This is a genomic window from Gallaecimonas zhanjiangensis, assembly GCF_057624825.1.
In genome coordinates this window covers 4,029,670-4,045,543 of sequence record NZ_CM172603.1, presented here as the reverse complement: position 1 = coordinate 4,045,543, position 15,874 = coordinate 4,029,670, and the positions used below count along the sequence as shown (strand labels likewise).

Here is a 15,874-nt window from a genome sequence, read left to right as displayed (position 1 = left end):
CAAGGGGGAGCCTGATGCCAAATCCGCTGAATGTGCTGAGCTCTCCCACCCGCCGCCGTGCTTTACTGCTGGGCATGGTTGTTGCGCTGATTGCCTTTTTGCTCCTTGGCTGGCTGATGAACCGGCTTAGCAAGGCCGACGAGCGCCAGCTGGCCATGGCCTCGGCCAGCCGCACCGAGCAGCTGTTCAACGACATGGTGCTGCCAGCCCGCCGCCAGTTGCTGGCGCTGGATAAACTTCGTGACCTGCCCTGTAGTGAACTCAAGGACAAACTGGTCAAGATGGCCGCCCTGGAAAAATACACCCGCTCCATCGCGGTTTTTTACCCCGACCATGTCTGCCACTCCTTCCTTGGCCGCCTCGACGAAAACCGTCTAGCCACTTGGGCCCCACCGGCGCTTATCCATCAGCCCCTGACCCTGGTTGCCAGCAACCCCATAGTGCAAGACCGCCCGGCGCTGCTGCTGTGGCGCGGTGAGCCAGACTTGTCCCGGGGCGTGCTGGTGGTGATTGAAGGGCTGTATCTTTACGACTTGCTGGGCCAGGCGTCGCGGTTCTCCAACGATCAAGTGGCGCTGGTGGTGGGTAGCAAAGCCATGCTTGGCCTGCAAAAACAGGTGGTGGACGCCGCCAGCCTGGCGCCGGCCCTGGCGCGGATAAAAAGCCCCCAGGGGTTTGAGGTGCAAATCAGTGACGGTCATGGCCAAAGCGGCGCCAGCCACTGGCGCTGGTTGCTGGCGGCGCTGGTTGCTGGGCTCTTGGGGCTGTTTTGCTACTTTGCCTTTAACCGCCGGGAAGGGCCTAAGGCCGAGCTGAAAAGGGCCATGGAAAGGAACGAATTCTTCTTGCACTACCAACCGGTGCTGGCCTTGGAGGGCTTGTCGGTAACTGGCGCCGAGGTGCTGATGCGCTGGCGCCACCCGGTGCAGGGCCTCATTGCTCCCGATATTTTTATCCGGGCGGCGGAAGACACCGGCCTAATCGTCGAGCTGACCCGGCACCTCTTTACCTTACTTGAAAAGGAGCTGGCCCAATGGGAAGGGGGCAGCTTCAAGCTAGGGGTGAACCTGGCGGCCGAGCACCTGCACGATGGCACCCTGACCCGCGATCTGCTGGCCCTCAAGGCGCGGCTGTCGCCCAATATCCAGTTGGTAGCCGAGCTCACCGAGCGCCAGCTTATCGGTGAAGATCCATTGGTGCTCAAACAGCTACAAGACTGCCGCGCTGCCGGTATTCAGATAGCCATCGACGATTTCGGCACCGGCCACAGTTCCCTTGCCTACCTGGAGCGGCTGCCGGTGGATTATCTGAAAATCGACAAGAGCTTTGTCTCGGCCCTGGACAGCGGCTCGGTGCAGGCGCCGGTACTGGAAGCCATTATCCAACTGGGCCATCGCCTGGGGATGGAGCTGCTGGCCGAAGGCATTGAGACCGAGCGACAGGCCCAGTTTTTGCGGGCCAAAGGGGTAGAGTACGGCCAGGGATATTTCTACGCCCGGCCGATGCCAGCCCCCACCCTCAGGCAGTGGCTGGCGACCGCTGGCTCAGCCGCAGCAGCCAATTTAACAGCACTCCGTAAAGAGGCAGGAAAAAAGCCAGACTGATCAGCAATTTGAAGCCGTAATCCATCCAGGCGATTTGCAGCCAATGGGCGGCCATAAAGGGATCGTTGCTCTGGTAAAAGGCGGCAGAGAAGAACACCAGGGTGTCGAAGAGATTGCCCAGCACCGTCGAGGCCGCCGGGGCCAGCCACCAGGGGCCGTTGCGGCGCAGCCGGTTAAACACCTGCACGTCCAGCACTTGGCCCAGCACATACGCCAGGAACGAGGCCAGGGCAATGCGCGCCACAAAGAGGTTAAGGGCGCCCGCTTCGGCAAAGCCGGCGAAACTGCCTTGGGGAAACAGCACGCTGACCCCGTAACTGACAAAAAGCGCCGGCACCATCACCCAGAAGATCACCCGTCGGGCCAGTTCGGCCCCCAGCAATCTTACCGTCAGGTCGGTTGCCAGGAAGATAAAGGGGAAGGTAAAAGCGCCCCAAGTGGTGTGCAGGCCCCATAAGGTAAAGGGGATCTGGACCAGATAGTTGGAGGCAGTGATCACCAGGATGTGGAAGGCAACCAGCCAGCCAAGGGCCTGGCCTTTGGTTTGGATAAACATGATGCACCTTTTTGATATCGGGGTGAGGGAACCCGGGTTAAGGTTGTTGCCCGCTTTTTGGGCGGGGCGCTAGGTTAGTGCCAGTCACCAAGGAGATCAAGATGCCCGTTGTTGCCAGGCTACTGCTGTTGACCCTGTTGCTGGCGTTATTGCCGGTATTAACCTGGCTGTCCGACTGGCACTGGCAAGTGGATGACACCTCTCCCTGGCTAAGGCCCCTTTACTGGCTGACCCTCACCGGCTCTGCCCCCTTTGCCATTGGCACCACCGCCCTGGTGCTGGCGCTGCTGTACCGGCGCCTCGGCTGGCGCCCGGCTGAACTGCGCCGATACGGCTTGTGTCTGTGCTTGGCGCTGCTGGCGGGCCTGGGGGCAAAAACGCTACTGAAATGGCACTTCAAGGAAGCCCGGCCCTACGTGCAGTATCTGGATGACGCCCACGGCACCGATTTCTACCAAGACAGCATTGCCACCCAAAAGCGTCTTATCGACACCGCCCCGGTGCCCGCCTGGCTCAAAAGCCATTGGCGCCACGAGCGTGGCTACGCCTTTCCTTCGGGGCACACCCAGTTTGCGGCCATGCTGGCGCTGTTTAGCGCCATTTTGCTGTGGCAGGCCAGGGCTTGGCTGGTGATGAGCCTGGTGCTGGCCTGGGCGCTGCTGGTGATGGCATCGAGGTTGCTACTGGGCATGCACTGGCCGCAGGACCTGCTGTTTTCTCTTAGCTTTGCCTGGTTGCTGGTGTGGCCGGCCCTGGTATTGGCGGGCGGAAATAAAACTTCCTAGGCAAAAATTAATATCCAGGTCACGCAAATGCTTTTTTTGGTTGACTGTCGCTGTATAAAGAACCGACACTATTGCACGTTTTTTGTTTAGGAAATGTTGACCTTTGGGACACAACGTCATCCTCTGTGACGATTCCCGCCTGGCTCGGAATTTTCTGGCCCGTTCTTTACCCAGCGGTTTTGCTGAGCAGCAGTACTTTGCCACCAGCGGCAAAGAGGCCCTGGATTTGGTTACGCAAGGCAAAGGGGATTTACTGTTTCTGGATTTGAACATGCCGGACCTGGATGGCTATCAGGTGCTGGCGCAGTTGCGTGCCCAGAATATTGACTGCCAGGTCATCGTCATTTCCGGAGACGTGCAGCCCAAGGCGCGCGAAAAAGTCATGGCCCTGGGGGCCCTGGCCTTCCTCCCTAAACCGCTAAGCCGTGAGCAGCTGCTCCAAGAGTTGCTGACCCTCGGTCTTATCAGCGAGAACGATCTCAACGCTCCTGCCAGCCCCAGCGGTGAAGACCCGGCCATGGTCGACCGCATTGAAGTGCTGCGGGAAGTGGCCAACGTGGCCATGGGCCGCGCCGCCGGCACCATGGCCGGTATCTTCAATGTCTTTGTGCAAATCCCGGTGCCCCGCATTCAGGCGCTACCAGCCCATGAGGTCATCACCCTTATCGACCAGTGGCAAGGCCAACCCGGCCACCAGGTGATAAGCCAGGGCTTTGTGGGAGCGGGGATCTGCGGCGAAGTGTTGGTTGAGCTGTCCAGCGACGAAGCCCACAGCATGGCGGCGCTGATGGGCCTTGATGGTCAGCAGTCTCAGGAGCGGGCGCTGATGGTGGAGCTGTCGTCCATCCTCATTGGGGTGTGCATTAAGGGCATTGCCTCGCAGCTGGAGCTGGCCTTCAGCCACGGCCACCCCATTATTCTGGGGCGCAACGAGCGGCGGCTGCTGAACGACATGAGCGACCAGTCGGTGCTGTGCATCCGCTTTGGCTACCAAATTCCACAATACGATTTGAACCAGCAACTGATGCTGCTGGTGACCCCCGCCTCCCTGAAGAACCTGGAACGGCACCTTAGCCAATTGGTGAACTGAGATGATGAGCCTGTCCCTTGGTGAGCTTCAGCAGCTGCTGGACGTCCTGCAAACCCTGGATGTCGGGTTGGTGATTATCGATCGCCAGCACAAAGTGCAGTTCTGGAACGACTTTATGGCCAACCATGCCGGCCAGGGGAGTGAGCAAGTTGCAGGCAAATCCCTGTTCGAGATCTTCCCGGAGATGCCGCGCCAGTGGCTGGAGCAGAAAACCGAGACCGTGATGGCGCTCAAGACCCTTGCCTTTTCCAGCTGGGAGCAGCGCCCACACCTGTTTCCGTTCTTCTCCTACCGGGCTTTGACCGGCCGCTCGGCGGTGATGTACCAGAACCTCACCTTCATGCCCATCGCCTCAGGTAACGGCAATGTCGACAAGATGGCCATCATTGTTTACGACGTCACCGAAGCGGCCAACAACCGCCTGGCGCTGGAAGAGATGAACCAAAAATTGTCGGTGCTGTCCCGTACCGACCCCTTGACCGGCCTGCTTAATCGCCGCTCCTGGGAGCTAGCCCTGGCTGAAGAGTTTGCCCGCTGCCGCCGCTCCGGGCGCGTCAGCACCCTGATGATGTTCGATATCGACCACTTCAAGCAGGTTAACGATACCCACGGCCACCAGGCTGGCGATCAGGTGCTGCAACACACCGCCACCTTGCTCAATAACAAGCTGCGCACCACCGACAAGGCTGGCCGCTACGGCGGTGAAGAATTCGCGCTGCTGCTTGTGGATACCGATGCCCAGCAAGCCTGCCAACTGGCCGACCGGTTGTGCTCGGCGCTTAGCGAGCAGCCAGCGCTGGTGGGTGATAAGCGCATCAGCGTGACCATCAGTGCCGGTGTGGCTGAGATAAGCGAGCAGATGGAACAGGCCCAGCAGTGGATAAAAGCGGCGGACGACGCCCTTTACCAGGCCAAAAGCGCCGGGCGTAACACCATCCGCTTGGCGTCTTCCTAACCGAGGCGCCTTACTTCAAACCCGCCCAGCCGGCAAAAAAAGTCAGCACTTCCAGGCCTTCTTCATCCTCGGCTTCCAGCCAGGTGGTGGCGGCCAAATCTTCATACTCCAGGCGCAGCTCGGTGCCTTCAAACTCCACCCACCATTGATGGCGGTCGGCGCCGCTTTCCTTGCGCCGCACCGACAGCTCCAGGCGTGCCAGCCAAGGGGCGATATCGGCTTCAAAGTGCTCCCAATCGGTGCTTACCGGCAGGATAAGGGTGCCATTTTGGCTATCTAGGGCCATGTGCGGGTCTCTTTAAAAGTTAGCTTGAGCAGGACACTTCCAGGTGCCGGCCCCAGTCGGGTGGGCGCTTGGCGTAATCGTCCATGCCGGGCTGCTGGGTAAAGGGGGTTTTGAGCAGGGAATAGAGCCGCATTAGCTCGCTGTGGTCCCCTTGCTCGCTGGCGGCAATGGCGTTTTGGGCCAGGTAGTTTCGCAGCACATAAAGGGGGTTTACCCCGTCCATGGCCTGCTTGCGGGCGCTGTCGTCACTGTCTTGCCGGTTAAGGCGTTTAAGGTACTGGGTGGCCCAGGCATCAAAACGCGCCCTATCGAGATAGTGGTCGCGGCAGGGGATAAGCGCATTGCCACGCTCGGCGTCGCTCAGCCAGCGAAAGGCGAGGCTGTAGTCCTGGCGCTCATCGGCCAGCAGCGCCAGGAAGCTGTTGATAAGCTCGGCATCGTCTTTACCCACCTGTTCCAGGCCCAGGCGTTTACCCATCAATTTAAGGTAGTGGCCGGCCAGGGCCGGTTGGAACTGCTTGAGAGCCGCCACCAGATCGTCCGACTCAATCATCGGGCTTAGGGCCATGGCCAGGCAGTTGAGGTTCCAAAGGGCGATGCTGGGCTGGGCGTCGAAGGCGTAACGGCCGTTGTAGTCGGAATGGTTACAGATAAAGCCCGGCTGGTAGTCGTCCAAAAAGCCGTAGGGGCCGAAGTCGAAGGTGTCACCGAGGATGGAGAAATTGTCGGTGTTCATCACCCCATGGGCAAAACCGTAAGCCTGCCAGTAGGCAATCATCTGCGCCGTCTTGTGCACCACCCGCTCGAAGAACAGCTTATGGGGCTGGCCTTGTAGCTCCGGCCAATGGCGCTCAACCACGTATTCCTTGAGGGCGATCAGCTCGCTGCCAAGGCCCCGGTGAAAGCAATGTTCAAAATGGCCAAAGCGAATGTGGCTGCGGGCTGCCCGGGTAACCATGGCGCCGCGCTCTACGGTTTCGCGCTGCACTGGCAACTCGCCCGCCACCAGGCACAGGGCGCGGGTGGTGGGAAAGCCTAAGTGATGGAGCGCTTCGCTGGCCAAAAATTCGCGGATGGAGGAGCGCAGCACCGCCCGGCCGTCGCCGCCCCTGGCATAAGGGGTAGGGCCGGCGCCTTTTAGGTGCAAGTCCCAAAACTGCCCTTGAGTGTCTTTTATCTCGCCGAGCAGCAGACCGCGGCCGTCCCCCAAGGCGGGGTTATAAACCCCAAACTGGTGGCCAGCGTACTTCTGGGCCAGGGGCGCGGCGCCAGGAATGGCCTCAGAGCCTCCAAACCACTGGGCTATCTGGGCGTTATCGGCGTCCAGGCCAAATTGGGCGGCGAGCTCCGTATTGAGCAGCAACAGCTCCGGCTGCTCGAAACCGGCGGGGGGCTGGGCGCTGTAGATCCTCGGGAAATCCCGCGCAAAGCGGTTGTCGAATGTCAGGGCCATGCTACCTCCTGCAAAGGGACGCCTAGTGTCCCACGAAGGTCGAAATAGGGATAAATCAACTTTGTCGAAAGGTTGTGTCTATTTTAGTCGCTTTTTGTTCGATTATTCTTGGTCCACTATGAGCCCATCACAGTTAAGGAGGTTCCCATGCGTATTCGTAAAGCCCAAGACCGTCTGCCTACCAAAATCGGCTGGTTGGACTCCAAGCACACTTATTCCTTTGGTCACCATTACGATCCTAACTGGACCGGCAGTGGCGCCCTGCTGGTAATAAACGACGACACCGTCGCCCCGGCTGCCGGCTTTGGCACCCACCCGCACCGCGACATGGAAATCATCTCGGTGGTGCTGGAAGGCAAGCTGACCCATAAGGACTCTGAAGGCAACATCGGCCATTTGGTGCCGGGTATGGTGCAGCGCATGTCGGCCGGTACCGGCATCCGCCACTCCGAGTACAACGGTTCTGAAAGCGAGCCGGTGCACTTCCTGCAAATCTGGATAGCGCCTCATACCCAAGGGCTGCCGCCCAGCTATCAGGAAGCCGAAGTCCCTGAGCAAAAAGGCAAAGTGGTGTTGGCCGGTGAAGGTGGCTTGTTGGCCATCAACCAAAACGCCGAGCTGGCCCAATATCGCCTTGATGACGGTGACCAAGTGAGCTTCAAGGCCGAGAGCCGCCGTAAACGCTACCTGCACGTTATCGATGGTGGCATCAAAGGTGGCGATCTGGACCTTGGCCCGGGCGACGGCCTGGAGCTGAGCGCCGGCGAAGAGAAAGCCTTCGTGGCCAAAGACGGCACCCGCTTCCTGGCCTTTGATATCCCGGCCTAAGTAAAGCGTGCTCACCAAAACGGCAACCCAAGGGTTGCCGTTTTTTATGCCCTCATCCCGGCCATCAATGCGGCAAGCTGGGTGACGGCCTGGCGCGACTCTTCTAAATCCACGGTGGCGTCCTGTGCCCCAAAATCGCCTTGGGCCTGGGTTTGCACCAATACCCCATCGCGGCGCGGGTAGGCCGACACGCCGCTGTCCCAGTCTCGTACTCCATAGCGCACCGCCAATTGTGGCGCCAGCCGGCAGGTTTGGCCGCGCACCGGCAGCAGCGCGTCATCTCCCAGCAAGGCTTTGGCGCCAAAGCCAGTGCAGTTGACTACCAGCTGGCTCCCGAGTCTTGCAAAATCCTGCTCGTCGCTAAGCTCGGCGGCAATCAGGCGCCCGCCGGCGGCGCGAAAGCGGGCCAGCAGCCAATCGCCATATTGGCTGAGGTTAAACATCAGCAGCTGTTCGCGGCGCACATGAGGCCGGTGAAAGGGGCTGGCGCCGGGGGCAAGGGGTTGGTCGGCAGGCCTTAAGCCATTGAGTAGCTGCGCTTCCCAATGGGGGTAGTCGGGCTCGCCGGGCAGGGCGTAGCGGTTTGCCTTATCGAAGGGCAGGCTGGAGAGGTTATAGACCGGCAGCCATTCCACCGGTTTGGCCGAGTGGCCCAACAAGGCCTGGTAGCGGGCAAAGGAGGTGCGGGCCATTTGCTGCCAGCGCGGCGCGAGGGCATCGCCGTGGGCCTTGGCCACGATGCGCGAGTCGGGGGACCAAACCCCGGTGGCAAAGGCCGAATTGGCTTGGGGTAGCTGGGCCTTGGCATAGATGGTCACGTCAAAGCCGGCCTGCTGAGCCTCGATGGCGGTGGTAATGCCAATGGCGCCGCAGCCTACCACCGCGAGTTGTCTGGTATCGGTTTGCCGGGCCAGCTTGACCGCTTCGGCCGCCGCTCCCCAAGACAATGACCAGCCACTGCCGCCGTGGCCGTAATTGTGGATAAGGTTAAGGTGGCCGCGCCGCTCCAGCTCGATGCGCGGGCCGGTCAGCCGAAAAGGCCGGGTGCAGGCGTTAACGGTGACGATGTCCTTGGGGTCGGCCTGGATAGGGATAAAAGGCGCGGCGGGTTCCATAACACCTCGAATGCGGGAGCTGTTACTCGACTCTACGCGGTGGCGGATTTTTATTCAAAAGGCGAAAGCTAACCCTTTCTTTAGGTGCTCTTTCCCAGGCATCAGGGCGCCTGCGAAGCCAGCTGGGCAAGGCGAGCGCCTCCTCCGGCCCGTGCCGCGCTGTAAATGAGCAAGAGAAGGCGGCTTTCAACGCCGCACAGGCGATGGCGCTAGCCCTTATTGAGGTAGTCGGTGATAAGGCCCAAAAAGGGCTCGCCGTAGCGCGACAGCTTGGTTTGGCCCACCCCGCTGATGGCTAAAAGCTCGGCGTCGGAGGTGGGGAAGTGGCTGGCCATCTCCGCCAGGGTGGCGTCGTTGAATACCACGTAGGGCGGCACTTCGAATTCGTCGGCCAGTTGCTTTCTGAGCTTTTTGAGGCGGGCAAACAGCACCTTGTCGGCGGCGCTGTTGTCGGTGGCGCGGGTCTGGCGCACCTTGGTGACCAGCCTTGGCACTGCCAGCATCAGCGGCCGCTCGCCTTTTAGCACCGGCCGGGCTGCCTCGGTGAGCACCAAGGCGCTCTGGCGGGTGATGTCCTGCATCACCAAGCCGTGGTGAATGAGCTGGCGGATGATGCTGACCCAGTAATCGTGGCTTTGGTCCTTACCCAGGCCCCAGGTGCTGAGCTTGTCGTGGCCCAGCTCCTTGATACGGGCCGTTTGGCCACCGCGCAGCACCTCGACAATATGGCCCACCCCGAAGCGCTGGCCGGTGCGGTAGATGCAGCTCATGGCCTTTTGGGCCAGTTCGGTACCGTCCAGGGTCTGGGGCGGGTCCAGGCAGATGTCGCAGTTACCGCAGCGCTCGCCGCTGTATTGGCCAAAGTAGTTTAAAAGCACCTGGCGCCGGCAGGTGAGCCCCTCGGCAAAGCCGGCCATGGCGTTGAGCTTCATCAGCTCTACTTTTTGCTGAGCCTCGTTTTCAGAAAGCTCAATCAGGCTGCGCACCCTGGCCACATCGCCCGGTTCAAACAGCATCCAGGCTTCCGACGGCAAGCCGTCACGGCCGGCGCGGCCGGTTTCCTGGTAGTAGGACTCGATGTTCTTCGGCAAATCGAAATGCACCACAAAGCGCACATCGGGTTTGTTGATGCCCATGCCGAAGGCCACGGTGGCCACCACAATATCCACTTCGTCTTTTTGGAAGGCTTCCTGCACGAACTGGCGCTCGTCGCTGGACAGGCCCGCATGGTAAGCGGCGGCGTTAAAGCCCTGGCCGCGCAGCTTTTGGGCGATGTCGTCCACCCTTTTGCGTGAGCCGGCGTAAATGATGCCGCTCTGGCCGCGCTGGCCTTCCAGGTATTGCAGCAACTGGTTGATGGGTTTGAATTTTTCCACCACCAGATAGCGGATGTTGGGCCGGTCGAAACTCGACAGGTTGAAGTGCGGGTCCACCAGCCCCAGGCGCTGCTCGATATCCTGGCGGGTGGCTTTGTCGGCGGTGGCGGTCAGCGCCATCAGCGGCACCTGGGGGAAATGCCGTTTCAGCTGGCCAAGGGCCATATACTCGGGGCGAAAATCGTGGCCCCAGGCGGAGATGCAGTGTGCTTCGTCCACTGCAAAGAGGCTGATGGGGATCTCCAGCAGTCGCTGCTGAAAATCCACCTGGCTGAGGCGCTCGGGAGAGACATACAGTAAATCCAGCTCCCCGTGGTGTAATTGGTTCAGCACCTGCCACTGCTTGTCTCTGGGTAGCGCCGAGTTCAAATAAGCCGCCCGCACCCCCATGGCCAGCAGCTGGTCTACCTGGTCTTTCATCAGGGAAATGAGCGGCGAAATAACAATGGCGGTGCCGGGGCGCACCAGGGCCGGTACCTGATAACACAGGGATTTACCGCCGCCGGTGGGCATGATCACCAGGGCATCACGGCCGGCCAGCACAGCTTCTACCACGGCCTGTTGGCCGGGCCTGAAGGCGTCGTAGCCGAAAACTGACGCCAGCACGGACTGCGGCGACTCATCGGAGGACTTCACAAAGACGGGGGCTTGGGACATGCTCATAGCGCCGGCCATTGTAATGGAAGGAGGAAGCCTTGTCTTTCTGGTGGGCCGTGATACTCCGGCTAATAAAAATAAAAGTCAGCAGAATCAAACGAATGGGTTGGAAGGAAATGACGTCTTTAACCGATACCCCCTTGAGCCGCGAAGAGATTTTGGCCTTTGTTGGCGATCTTTTCACCGCTCAGATGCCCTTTAACAAGGTGCTGGGCCTGAAGGTAACCCGCTACGAGGCCGACGCCGTGGAAGTGCGTTTTGCCATGAAGAACGATTTGCTGGGCAACCCGGTGCAGAAAATTTTGCACGGCGGGGTGACGGCCTCGGTGCTGGATGTGGTGGGGGGCCTGGCTGCCATCGCCTCGGTAACCGACAAGTTTGACGGCGCCACCGTGAAAACCCTGGCCGAGAAGTTTGGCAAGATGGGTACCATCGATATGCGGGTCGATTACCTGCGCCCCGGCCGGGGCGAGGCCTTTGTGGCCACTGCCACCATCATCCGTGCCGGCAACAAGGTGGCGGTCACCCGTATGGAGCTGCACAACGAGGCCGGCGACCATATCGCCTTCGGCACCGGCACCTATATGGTGGGTTGATAAGGTTGCTGCTGGCGGCCCTTAAGGTGGCGATAGCACCAGGGCGGCCTCAGGGCCTGCCAGCACCCTCCTTGTCAGTGGCGGCGTCGATGCTGTAAAGCGTGTCTACGCCTTGGGTCAGCGCCGCTTGGGCGGTAACAGCATTGTCTTGCTGCGCCGTTGTGGCGTTGTGGGCGGCGTTGGCAAGTGCCTGGCTGGCGGCCATCATCACATTGCCGGTTGCCATGGCCGGTGCATCACCCAAAACCTGGGTGTTTTCCTGGGTGACTGCGTCGGTGATTTGCCCGTTGACTGCGGTGGGAATAGCCATAATTTTCTTCCTTTTCAATTATGTGGTGAGCCTAGGCTGGCTTTTGCAGCGGAGCTTTTAGCGTAGAGTAAATTCTCAGCCAGTGTCGGGCCGCTGCGCAGTTTTGTGGCCTGACGGCCTTGGTGCCATTGGGGCACAGGTACACAAGACAGAAGCCTGCGGCCAGGAAGGTGAGAGGGGGCATGGGCTGCTGGTGCAGGGCACCTTTGGTGATAAACTCGGCAACCTCAATCGCCGGCCACAGGAGCCGTTAGGTGTCGGATCTGAGCTTTTGGGGGCTGACCGCCCTTTCTGCCTTTACCTCGTTTATTACCGCCTGCATGGGTGCCGGTGGCGGCGCCATCCTCATCGCCGCCATGGCACTTATCCTGCCGCCCGCGGCGGTGATCCCGGTTCACGGCCTGGTGCAGCTGGGGTCCAATGTGGTGCGGGGGGTGATGTCCTGGCGCCATATCAACTGGCCGTTGCTGGCAGTGTTTGTGCCCATGAGTTTTGCCGGAGCCTGGCTTGCCAGCTGCTTTTTGGTGCAGCTGCCCAGCGAGGCGCTGCAACTGGCCATTGCTGCTTTTGTGCTGTACCTGTGCTGGGGGCCGGCGCTGCCCAAATTTACCAGTGGCCGTTTGGGTTTGGCCCTTGGCGGCTTTGGCACCGGCTTTATCACCCTGTTTGTGGGGGCGTCAGGGCCGCTGGTGGCGGCCTTTATCAAGCCGCAAAGCCGCGACCGCTTCGCCGCCATTGCCACCTTTGCCGGGGCCATGAGTTTTCAGCATGCGGCCAAGGCCATTGCCTTTGGCATGGCCGGCTTTGTGTTTCGCGACTGGTGGCCGCTTATTATCGCCATGTTCCTGGCGTCTATTGTGGGGAATTGGCTTGGGTTGCAGATGCTGGGGCGGATATCGGAGCAGCGCTTTCATCGGCTGTTTCAGCTGGTGCTGACACTGCTGGCGCTGCAACTGCTTGTGGAAGCAGCACGCGGGCTGTCAGGTAGCTGATGGTCAGGCTCAGCATGATGGTCCACAGATCATGGGACAAAAAGTGCGCGCCGCGCAGCTGCTGGGCTATGCCGAAGGTCAGGCCGATCGCTATGCCGGGCAGCAGCGCCCAGGGCTTTCTACCGGGAATGGCAAAATACAGGGCCAGCCAGGCGTAGCCGCTGCTGGCGTGGCCGGCGGGGAAGCATTGGCTGGCGGGCAGGTCGGCTGGGCGATGGGCAAACAGGGCGATAAAGGGCCGGTCGCCGCCAAAGTCCAGCAGGCTCCAGGGGCAATCCATGGGCACCAGGTGCTTGATGATGCTGACCACAATCACGATCAGCGGCGCGGTAACCGCCAGGTATACCCAGCGGCGGCGTGAGGGCTTTTTCCAGTTCCAGGCCAAGCCCAGGAACACCGCCACCATCATGGCGGCCGTCAGGTGGCGGCCTTGGGTGTGGATGATGCCTTTGGTCAGCCAGTTGTTTTCAAGGGCCCAGTGGCCCCCTTCCAGCTGATACCAAAAATGGGCCAGCGCAAAGTCCGGCCCATGCCACACGCTCAGCAGCAGGGTCAGAGCCCAGCCGAGAAATAACCCCAGAGAATACTTAGCCATACCAGTACCGCCAGCAAGAGGGTAACGAGCACTGCTGCCGAGCCAATGTCTTTGGCTCGCCCGGACAATTCGTGGTGTTCAGGCCCGATGCGATCCACCACTGCCTCGATGGCGGAGTTAAGCAACTCCACGATGAGGATCAGCATCACCGAGGCCACCATCAGCGCCCTTTCCATGCCGGTAACCGGCAACAGACAGGCGCCGGGCACGGCCACGGCAATCAGGATCAACTCCTGGCGCACCGCGGCTTCACTGCGCCAGGCGGCGCGAAGCCCCTGCCAGGAATAGCGGCTGGCCAACCAGAGGCGTTTCACACCCGTGTGTCCAGGTTTCATTCAGTACTCCACAAAGAAGGCGGTGAGCTTGGCGCGATCATCTTAGGAGAACCTTAAGGCAATGAAAATCCGCCTTTCCCTGAAAAGTTATTCTCCCTTGGCGATAAAGAGCCGGGTATCCACCACAAAGCTGCCGTCTTCGCCAAAGGCAAAGTAGTCGCTCACCTCCCGGCTGGCCTGCTGCTGCAAGGCGCGAATGGCCGCCACCTGCACCGCCGGAGTTTGCATGCGCGCCACCCAGGGCGCAAAAGCCAGGGGCAGTTTGAAGCCTTGTTCAGCGGTGATGCTAAACCCCGCCTCGGCCAGCAACCGGCGCCACTGGGCAGGGGAGGCGTTACGCACATGGCTGGGGTCGCGCAGCAGCTCAATGCTTTGCAGCCAGGTGTCCAAAAGCGGCTTGCCGGGGCTTAGCACATCCATGAACAGGGCGATGCCGCCGGGCTTTAACACCCGCCGCATCTGCTTTAGGCCAGCTGCCATGTCCTGCCAGTGGTGGCAGCTGTAACGGGTGATCACCACATCAAAGCTGGCATCGGGGCAGGGCAGAGTTTGTGCCGCGCCCTGTTGGGTGACGACATTGCCAAGGCCGCGGCGTCCGGCTTCCGCTGCCACCACTGCCAGCATCTCGGCGCTAAGGTCGTAGGCCACCACCTTGGCCACATGGGGCGCCACCTGAAAGCTGACATGGCCGCCGCCGCAGCCCATGTCCAGCACCACTGCCTCGGGGCGGGTACGGACCGCCTCTACCATCAGCGCCAGATCCGTGCCAGTGGCATGGGTACTACTGTGCAAATAGGCTTCGGCCTGGGGGCTGAATTGGCCGCTGACAACGGCATTATGGTCTTGATGTGCCATGGGTTTCTCCCTGTTGTTCGGTAGGCAGGGCCATTGTTGGCAGGCCAGTAAACTGGTACAAGATAGGTTTTTATACTGGTACAAATGCTGCCATGACACCCGACGCCGCCCGCCTGCTGGGCCAGTTTATCCGTGCTCACCGAGAACGCCTGGCGCCACCGGCCCGGGCTTTTGGCCGCCGCCGTACCCCCGGCTGGCGCCGCGAAGAGCTGGCCGATGCCGCCGGGGTCAGTATTACCTGGGTCACTTTTTTAGAGCAGGGCCGCCAGGTCAGCGCCTCGGCCAATGCCCTGGCGCGCCTGGCCCTGGCGCTGCAACTGACGGCGGCCGAACGGGCCACGCTTTTTGAACTGGCCGGGCGGCGCGACCCAGAGCTGACCGACCCGCCCGCTGCCGCCTTGTCGCCCTCGCTGCTGGCTCTGCCGGGGTTGTTGGCGGTGCCGGCCTATCTGTTGGACCGCTGCTGGTACATTCAGGCCTGGAACAGCGGCGCAGAGCGGCTCTTTGCGCCCTGGCTTGACCAACAGGCCGAGGGCCACAATCTGCTGGAATTTGTGTTTCTCTCGCCCCTGGCCCGGCGTCTTATTGCCGACTGGCCGGTGCGCTCGGAGCGGTTGGTGGCGGAGTTTCGTAATGATTTTGCCCGCCACCCCGGTGACCCGGCCCTGCTGGCGCTGGTGGAGAGGTTGAACGGGCAAAGCGCGGATTTCAGCCGCTGCTGGCAGGCGCAGGCGGTGCAGTATCGGGAAGGGGGTGAGCGCGGCTTTTGCCGCCAGGGTAAGGTGCTGAACTTTATCCAAACTACCTTGGTGCCAAGCGCTGCGCCAGATTGCAAACTGGTGTGCCTAAGCCCGGTGGCGGGCCAATAAAAAAGCCGCGTTGCGCGGCTTTTTTCACATCTGGGACTGAATGTAGTTTTGCAGCCCCACCATGTCGATAAGCCGCAGCTGCTTTTCCAGCCAGTAGGTGTGGTCTTCTTCGGTGTCAGACAGCTGCTGGCGAAGCAGGTCGCGGCTGATGTAGTCGCCTTTTTTCTCGCAAAGGGCGATGCCCTTGGCCAGCTTCTCGCGCACCTCGTATTCCAGGGCCAGGTCGGCCTTGAGGCAAGACACCACATCGGTGCCGACATTGATATCGTGGCGGTTCATGTCCGGGGTGCCCCCCAGGAACAGCACCCGGCGGATGATGGCGTCGGCATGCTCGGCCTCTTCCTGCATCTCGTGGTCGATGCGCTCGTAAATACGGTTAAGGCCCCAATCCTCGTACATGCGGGAATGGATAAGGTATTGATCCCGCGCGGCCAGTTCGCCGCCGATCAGCATATTCAGGTATTCAATGACTTCAGGGTTGCCGCGCATGGTGGGTGCTCCTTTCCTTGTGGCTAAAGGATGCAGCAGTACGGCCAGAAAAGCAAAAAAGCTATCAAGAAACTGTATTTTTATCGATAAATAAGAATGACTTTGATTTCCTGTTGGATCTACTACCA

The 15,874-nt window shown here is 60.6% G+C and carries 17 protein-coding genes and 1 pseudogene; 8 read left to right on the top strand and 10 right to left on the bottom strand.

From position 1 onward, the window contains the following. The first annotated feature begins 14 nt into the window (after positions 1-14). Positions 15-1,604 carry an EAL domain-containing protein gene (locus tag AC22G1_RS19100; protein WP_487314761.1) on the top strand — a complete coding sequence of 530 codons (1,590 nt, stop codon included), beginning with the start codon at positions 15-17 and terminating at the stop codon, positions 1,602-1,604. Here AC22G1_RS19100 and AC22G1_RS19095 read toward each other — a convergent pair. Continuing rightward, entirely contained in the window at positions 1,519-2,160 is a 642-nt protein-coding gene (locus AC22G1_RS19095) for a 7-cyano-7-deazaguanine/7-aminomethyl-7-deazaguanine transporter (RefSeq protein ID WP_487314760.1), read from the bottom strand. The genes AC22G1_RS19100 and AC22G1_RS19095 overlap by 86 nt on opposite strands. A 101-nt stretch (positions 2,161-2,261) precedes the next feature. On the opposite strand from AC22G1_RS19095, the gene AC22G1_RS19090 reads away from it, so the two are divergent. From AC22G1_RS19090 to AC22G1_RS19080, 3 genes are all read left to right on the top strand, one after another. After that, complete coding sequence (locus tag AC22G1_RS19090; protein ID WP_487314759.1) at positions 2,262-2,945, top strand: phosphatase PAP2 family protein; 684 nt, start codon at positions 2,262-2,264, stop codon at positions 2,943-2,945. Positions 2,946-3,048: 103 nt separating this feature from the next. Further along, positions 3,049-4,035, top strand: coding sequence for a response regulator (locus AC22G1_RS19085; RefSeq protein ID WP_487314758.1), 987 nt, complete (start codon positions 3,049-3,051; stop codon positions 4,033-4,035). 1 nt (position 4,036) lies between these two features. Continuing rightward, positions 4,037-4,990 carry a GGDEF domain-containing protein gene (locus AC22G1_RS19080; protein ID WP_487314757.1) on the top strand — a complete coding sequence of 318 codons (954 nt, stop codon included), beginning with the start codon at positions 4,037-4,039 and terminating at the stop codon, positions 4,988-4,990. Between the two features lie 10 nt (positions 4,991-5,000). Here AC22G1_RS19080 and AC22G1_RS19075 read toward each other — a convergent pair whose 3' ends face one another. Both AC22G1_RS19075 and AC22G1_RS19070 read right to left on the bottom strand, forming a co-directional pair. Beyond that, positions 5,001-5,276 carry a DUF3630 family protein gene (locus tag AC22G1_RS19075; protein WP_487314756.1) on the bottom strand — a complete coding sequence of 92 codons (276 nt, stop codon included), beginning with the start codon at positions 5,274-5,276 and terminating at the stop codon, positions 5,001-5,003. A gap of 19 nt (positions 5,277-5,295) precedes the next feature. After that, positions 5,296-6,729, bottom strand: a complete 1,434-nt coding sequence (locus AC22G1_RS19070; protein WP_487314755.1) for a protein adenylyltransferase SelO — start codon at positions 6,727-6,729, stop codon at positions 5,296-5,298. 147 nt (positions 6,730-6,876) lie between these two features. On the opposite strand from AC22G1_RS19070, the gene AC22G1_RS19065 reads away from it, so the two are divergent. Continuing rightward, complete coding sequence (locus AC22G1_RS19065) at positions 6,877-7,557, top strand: pirin family protein (RefSeq protein ID WP_487314754.1); 681 nt, start codon at positions 6,877-6,879, stop codon at positions 7,555-7,557. Positions 7,558-7,601: 44 nt separating this feature from the next. Here AC22G1_RS19065 and AC22G1_RS19060 read toward each other — a convergent pair whose 3' ends face one another. Next, positions 7,602-8,672, bottom strand: a complete 1,071-nt coding sequence (locus tag AC22G1_RS19060; protein ID WP_487314753.1) for an FAD-dependent oxidoreductase — start codon at positions 8,670-8,672, stop codon at positions 7,602-7,604. A 209-nt stretch (positions 8,673-8,881) separates the two neighbouring features. Continuing rightward, on the bottom strand, positions 8,882-10,705 hold the full coding sequence (gene recQ / locus AC22G1_RS19055) for a DNA helicase RecQ (protein ID WP_487314752.1): 1,824 nt from the start codon (positions 10,703-10,705) through the stop codon (positions 8,882-8,884). A gap of 116 nt (positions 10,706-10,821) precedes the next feature. Between recQ and AC22G1_RS19050 the strand changes: the two genes are divergently transcribed. Next, positions 10,822-11,301, top strand: coding sequence for a thioesterase family protein (locus tag AC22G1_RS19050; protein ID WP_050659584.1), 480 nt, complete (start codon positions 10,822-10,824; stop codon positions 11,299-11,301). A 49-nt stretch (positions 11,302-11,350) separates the two neighbouring features. Here AC22G1_RS19050 and AC22G1_RS19045 read toward each other — a convergent pair whose 3' ends face one another. Continuing rightward, positions 11,351-11,611, bottom strand: coding sequence for a RebB family R body protein (locus AC22G1_RS19045; RefSeq protein WP_487314751.1), 261 nt, complete (start codon positions 11,609-11,611; stop codon positions 11,351-11,353). A gap of 254 nt (positions 11,612-11,865) precedes the next feature. Here AC22G1_RS19045 and AC22G1_RS19040 point away from each other — a divergent pair, with 254 nt between their 5' ends. Beyond that, positions 11,866-12,603: a sulfite exporter TauE/SafE family protein gene (locus AC22G1_RS19040; protein ID WP_487314750.1), complete on the top strand. Its 738-nt coding sequence runs from the start codon at positions 11,866-11,868 to the stop codon at positions 12,601-12,603. A 37-nt stretch (positions 12,604-12,640) separates the two neighbouring features. Here the strand turns inward: AC22G1_RS19040 and AC22G1_RS19035 are convergent. The 3 genes and pseudogenes from AC22G1_RS19035 to AC22G1_RS19025 form a co-directional block, all read right to left on the bottom strand. Beyond that, a pseudogene (locus AC22G1_RS19035) lies at positions 12,641-13,009 on the bottom strand (phosphatase PAP2 family protein); the annotation flags it as partial. A 146-nt stretch (positions 13,010-13,155) separates the two neighbouring features. Continuing rightward, entirely contained in the window at positions 13,156-13,533 is a 378-nt protein-coding gene (locus tag AC22G1_RS19030; protein ID WP_050659588.1) for a diacylglycerol kinase, read from the bottom strand. Between the two features lie 87 nt (positions 13,534-13,620). Further along, complete coding sequence (locus AC22G1_RS19025; RefSeq protein ID WP_487314749.1) at positions 13,621-14,388, bottom strand: class I SAM-dependent methyltransferase; 768 nt, start codon at positions 14,386-14,388, stop codon at positions 13,621-13,623. Between the two features lie 92 nt (positions 14,389-14,480). Here AC22G1_RS19025 and AC22G1_RS19020 point away from each other — a divergent pair, with 92 nt between their 5' ends. Beyond that, on the top strand, positions 14,481-15,257 hold the full coding sequence (locus AC22G1_RS19020; protein ID WP_487314748.1) for an MmyB family transcriptional regulator: 777 nt from the start codon (positions 14,481-14,483) through the stop codon (positions 15,255-15,257). Positions 15,258-15,281: 24 nt separating this feature from the next. On the opposite strand, the gene ftn is transcribed toward AC22G1_RS19020, so the two are convergent. Beyond that, entirely contained in the window at positions 15,282-15,746 is a 465-nt protein-coding gene (gene ftn / locus AC22G1_RS19015) for a heteropolymeric bacterioferritin subunit Ftn (protein WP_050659591.1), read from the bottom strand. Positions 15,747-15,874 lie beyond the last annotated feature (128 nt).

Excerpts from the sequence above, each read along its gene's own strand:
- AC22G1_RS19100 (WP_487314761.1), top strand. The coding sequence starts at position 15 with ATGCCAAATCCGCTGAATGTGCTGAGCTCTCCCACCCGCCGCCGTGCT.
- AC22G1_RS19095 (WP_487314760.1), bottom strand. The coding sequence starts at position 2,160 with ATGTTTATCCAAACCAAAGGCCAGGCCCTTGGCTGGCTGGTTGCCTTC.
- AC22G1_RS19090 (WP_487314759.1), top strand. The coding sequence starts at position 2,262 with ATGCCCGTTGTTGCCAGGCTACTGCTGTTGACCCTGTTGCTGGCGTTA.
- AC22G1_RS19080 (WP_487314757.1), top strand. The coding sequence starts at position 4,037 with ATGATGAGCCTGTCCCTTGGTGAGCTTCAGCAGCTGCTGGACGTCCTG.
- AC22G1_RS19075 (WP_487314756.1), bottom strand. The coding sequence starts at position 5,276 with ATGGCCCTAGATAGCCAAAATGGCACCCTTATCCTGCCGGTAAGCACC.
- AC22G1_RS19070 (WP_487314755.1), bottom strand. The coding sequence starts at position 6,729 with ATGGCCCTGACATTCGACAACCGCTTTGCGCGGGATTTCCCGAGGATC.
- AC22G1_RS19065 (WP_487314754.1), top strand. The coding sequence starts at position 6,877 with ATGCGTATTCGTAAAGCCCAAGACCGTCTGCCTACCAAAATCGGCTGG.
- AC22G1_RS19060 (WP_487314753.1), bottom strand. The coding sequence starts at position 8,672 with ATGGAACCCGCCGCGCCTTTTATCCCTATCCAGGCCGACCCCAAGGAC.
- recQ (WP_487314752.1), bottom strand. The coding sequence starts at position 10,705 with ATGTCCCAAGCCCCCGTCTTTGTGAAGTCCTCCGATGAGTCGCCGCAG.
- AC22G1_RS19050 (WP_050659584.1), top strand. The coding sequence starts at position 10,822 with ATGACGTCTTTAACCGATACCCCCTTGAGCCGCGAAGAGATTTTGGCC.
- AC22G1_RS19045 (WP_487314751.1), bottom strand. The coding sequence starts at position 11,611 with ATGGCTATTCCCACCGCAGTCAACGGGCAAATCACCGACGCAGTCACC.
- AC22G1_RS19030 (WP_050659588.1), bottom strand. The coding sequence starts at position 13,533 with ATGAAACCTGGACACACGGGTGTGAAACGCCTCTGGTTGGCCAGCCGC.
- AC22G1_RS19025 (WP_487314749.1), bottom strand. The coding sequence starts at position 14,388 with ATGGCACATCAAGACCATAATGCCGTTGTCAGCGGCCAATTCAGCCCC.
- AC22G1_RS19020 (WP_487314748.1), top strand. The coding sequence starts at position 14,481 with ATGACACCCGACGCCGCCCGCCTGCTGGGCCAGTTTATCCGTGCTCAC.
- ftn (WP_050659591.1), bottom strand. The coding sequence starts at position 15,746 with ATGCGCGGCAACCCTGAAGTCATTGAATACCTGAATATGCTGATCGGC.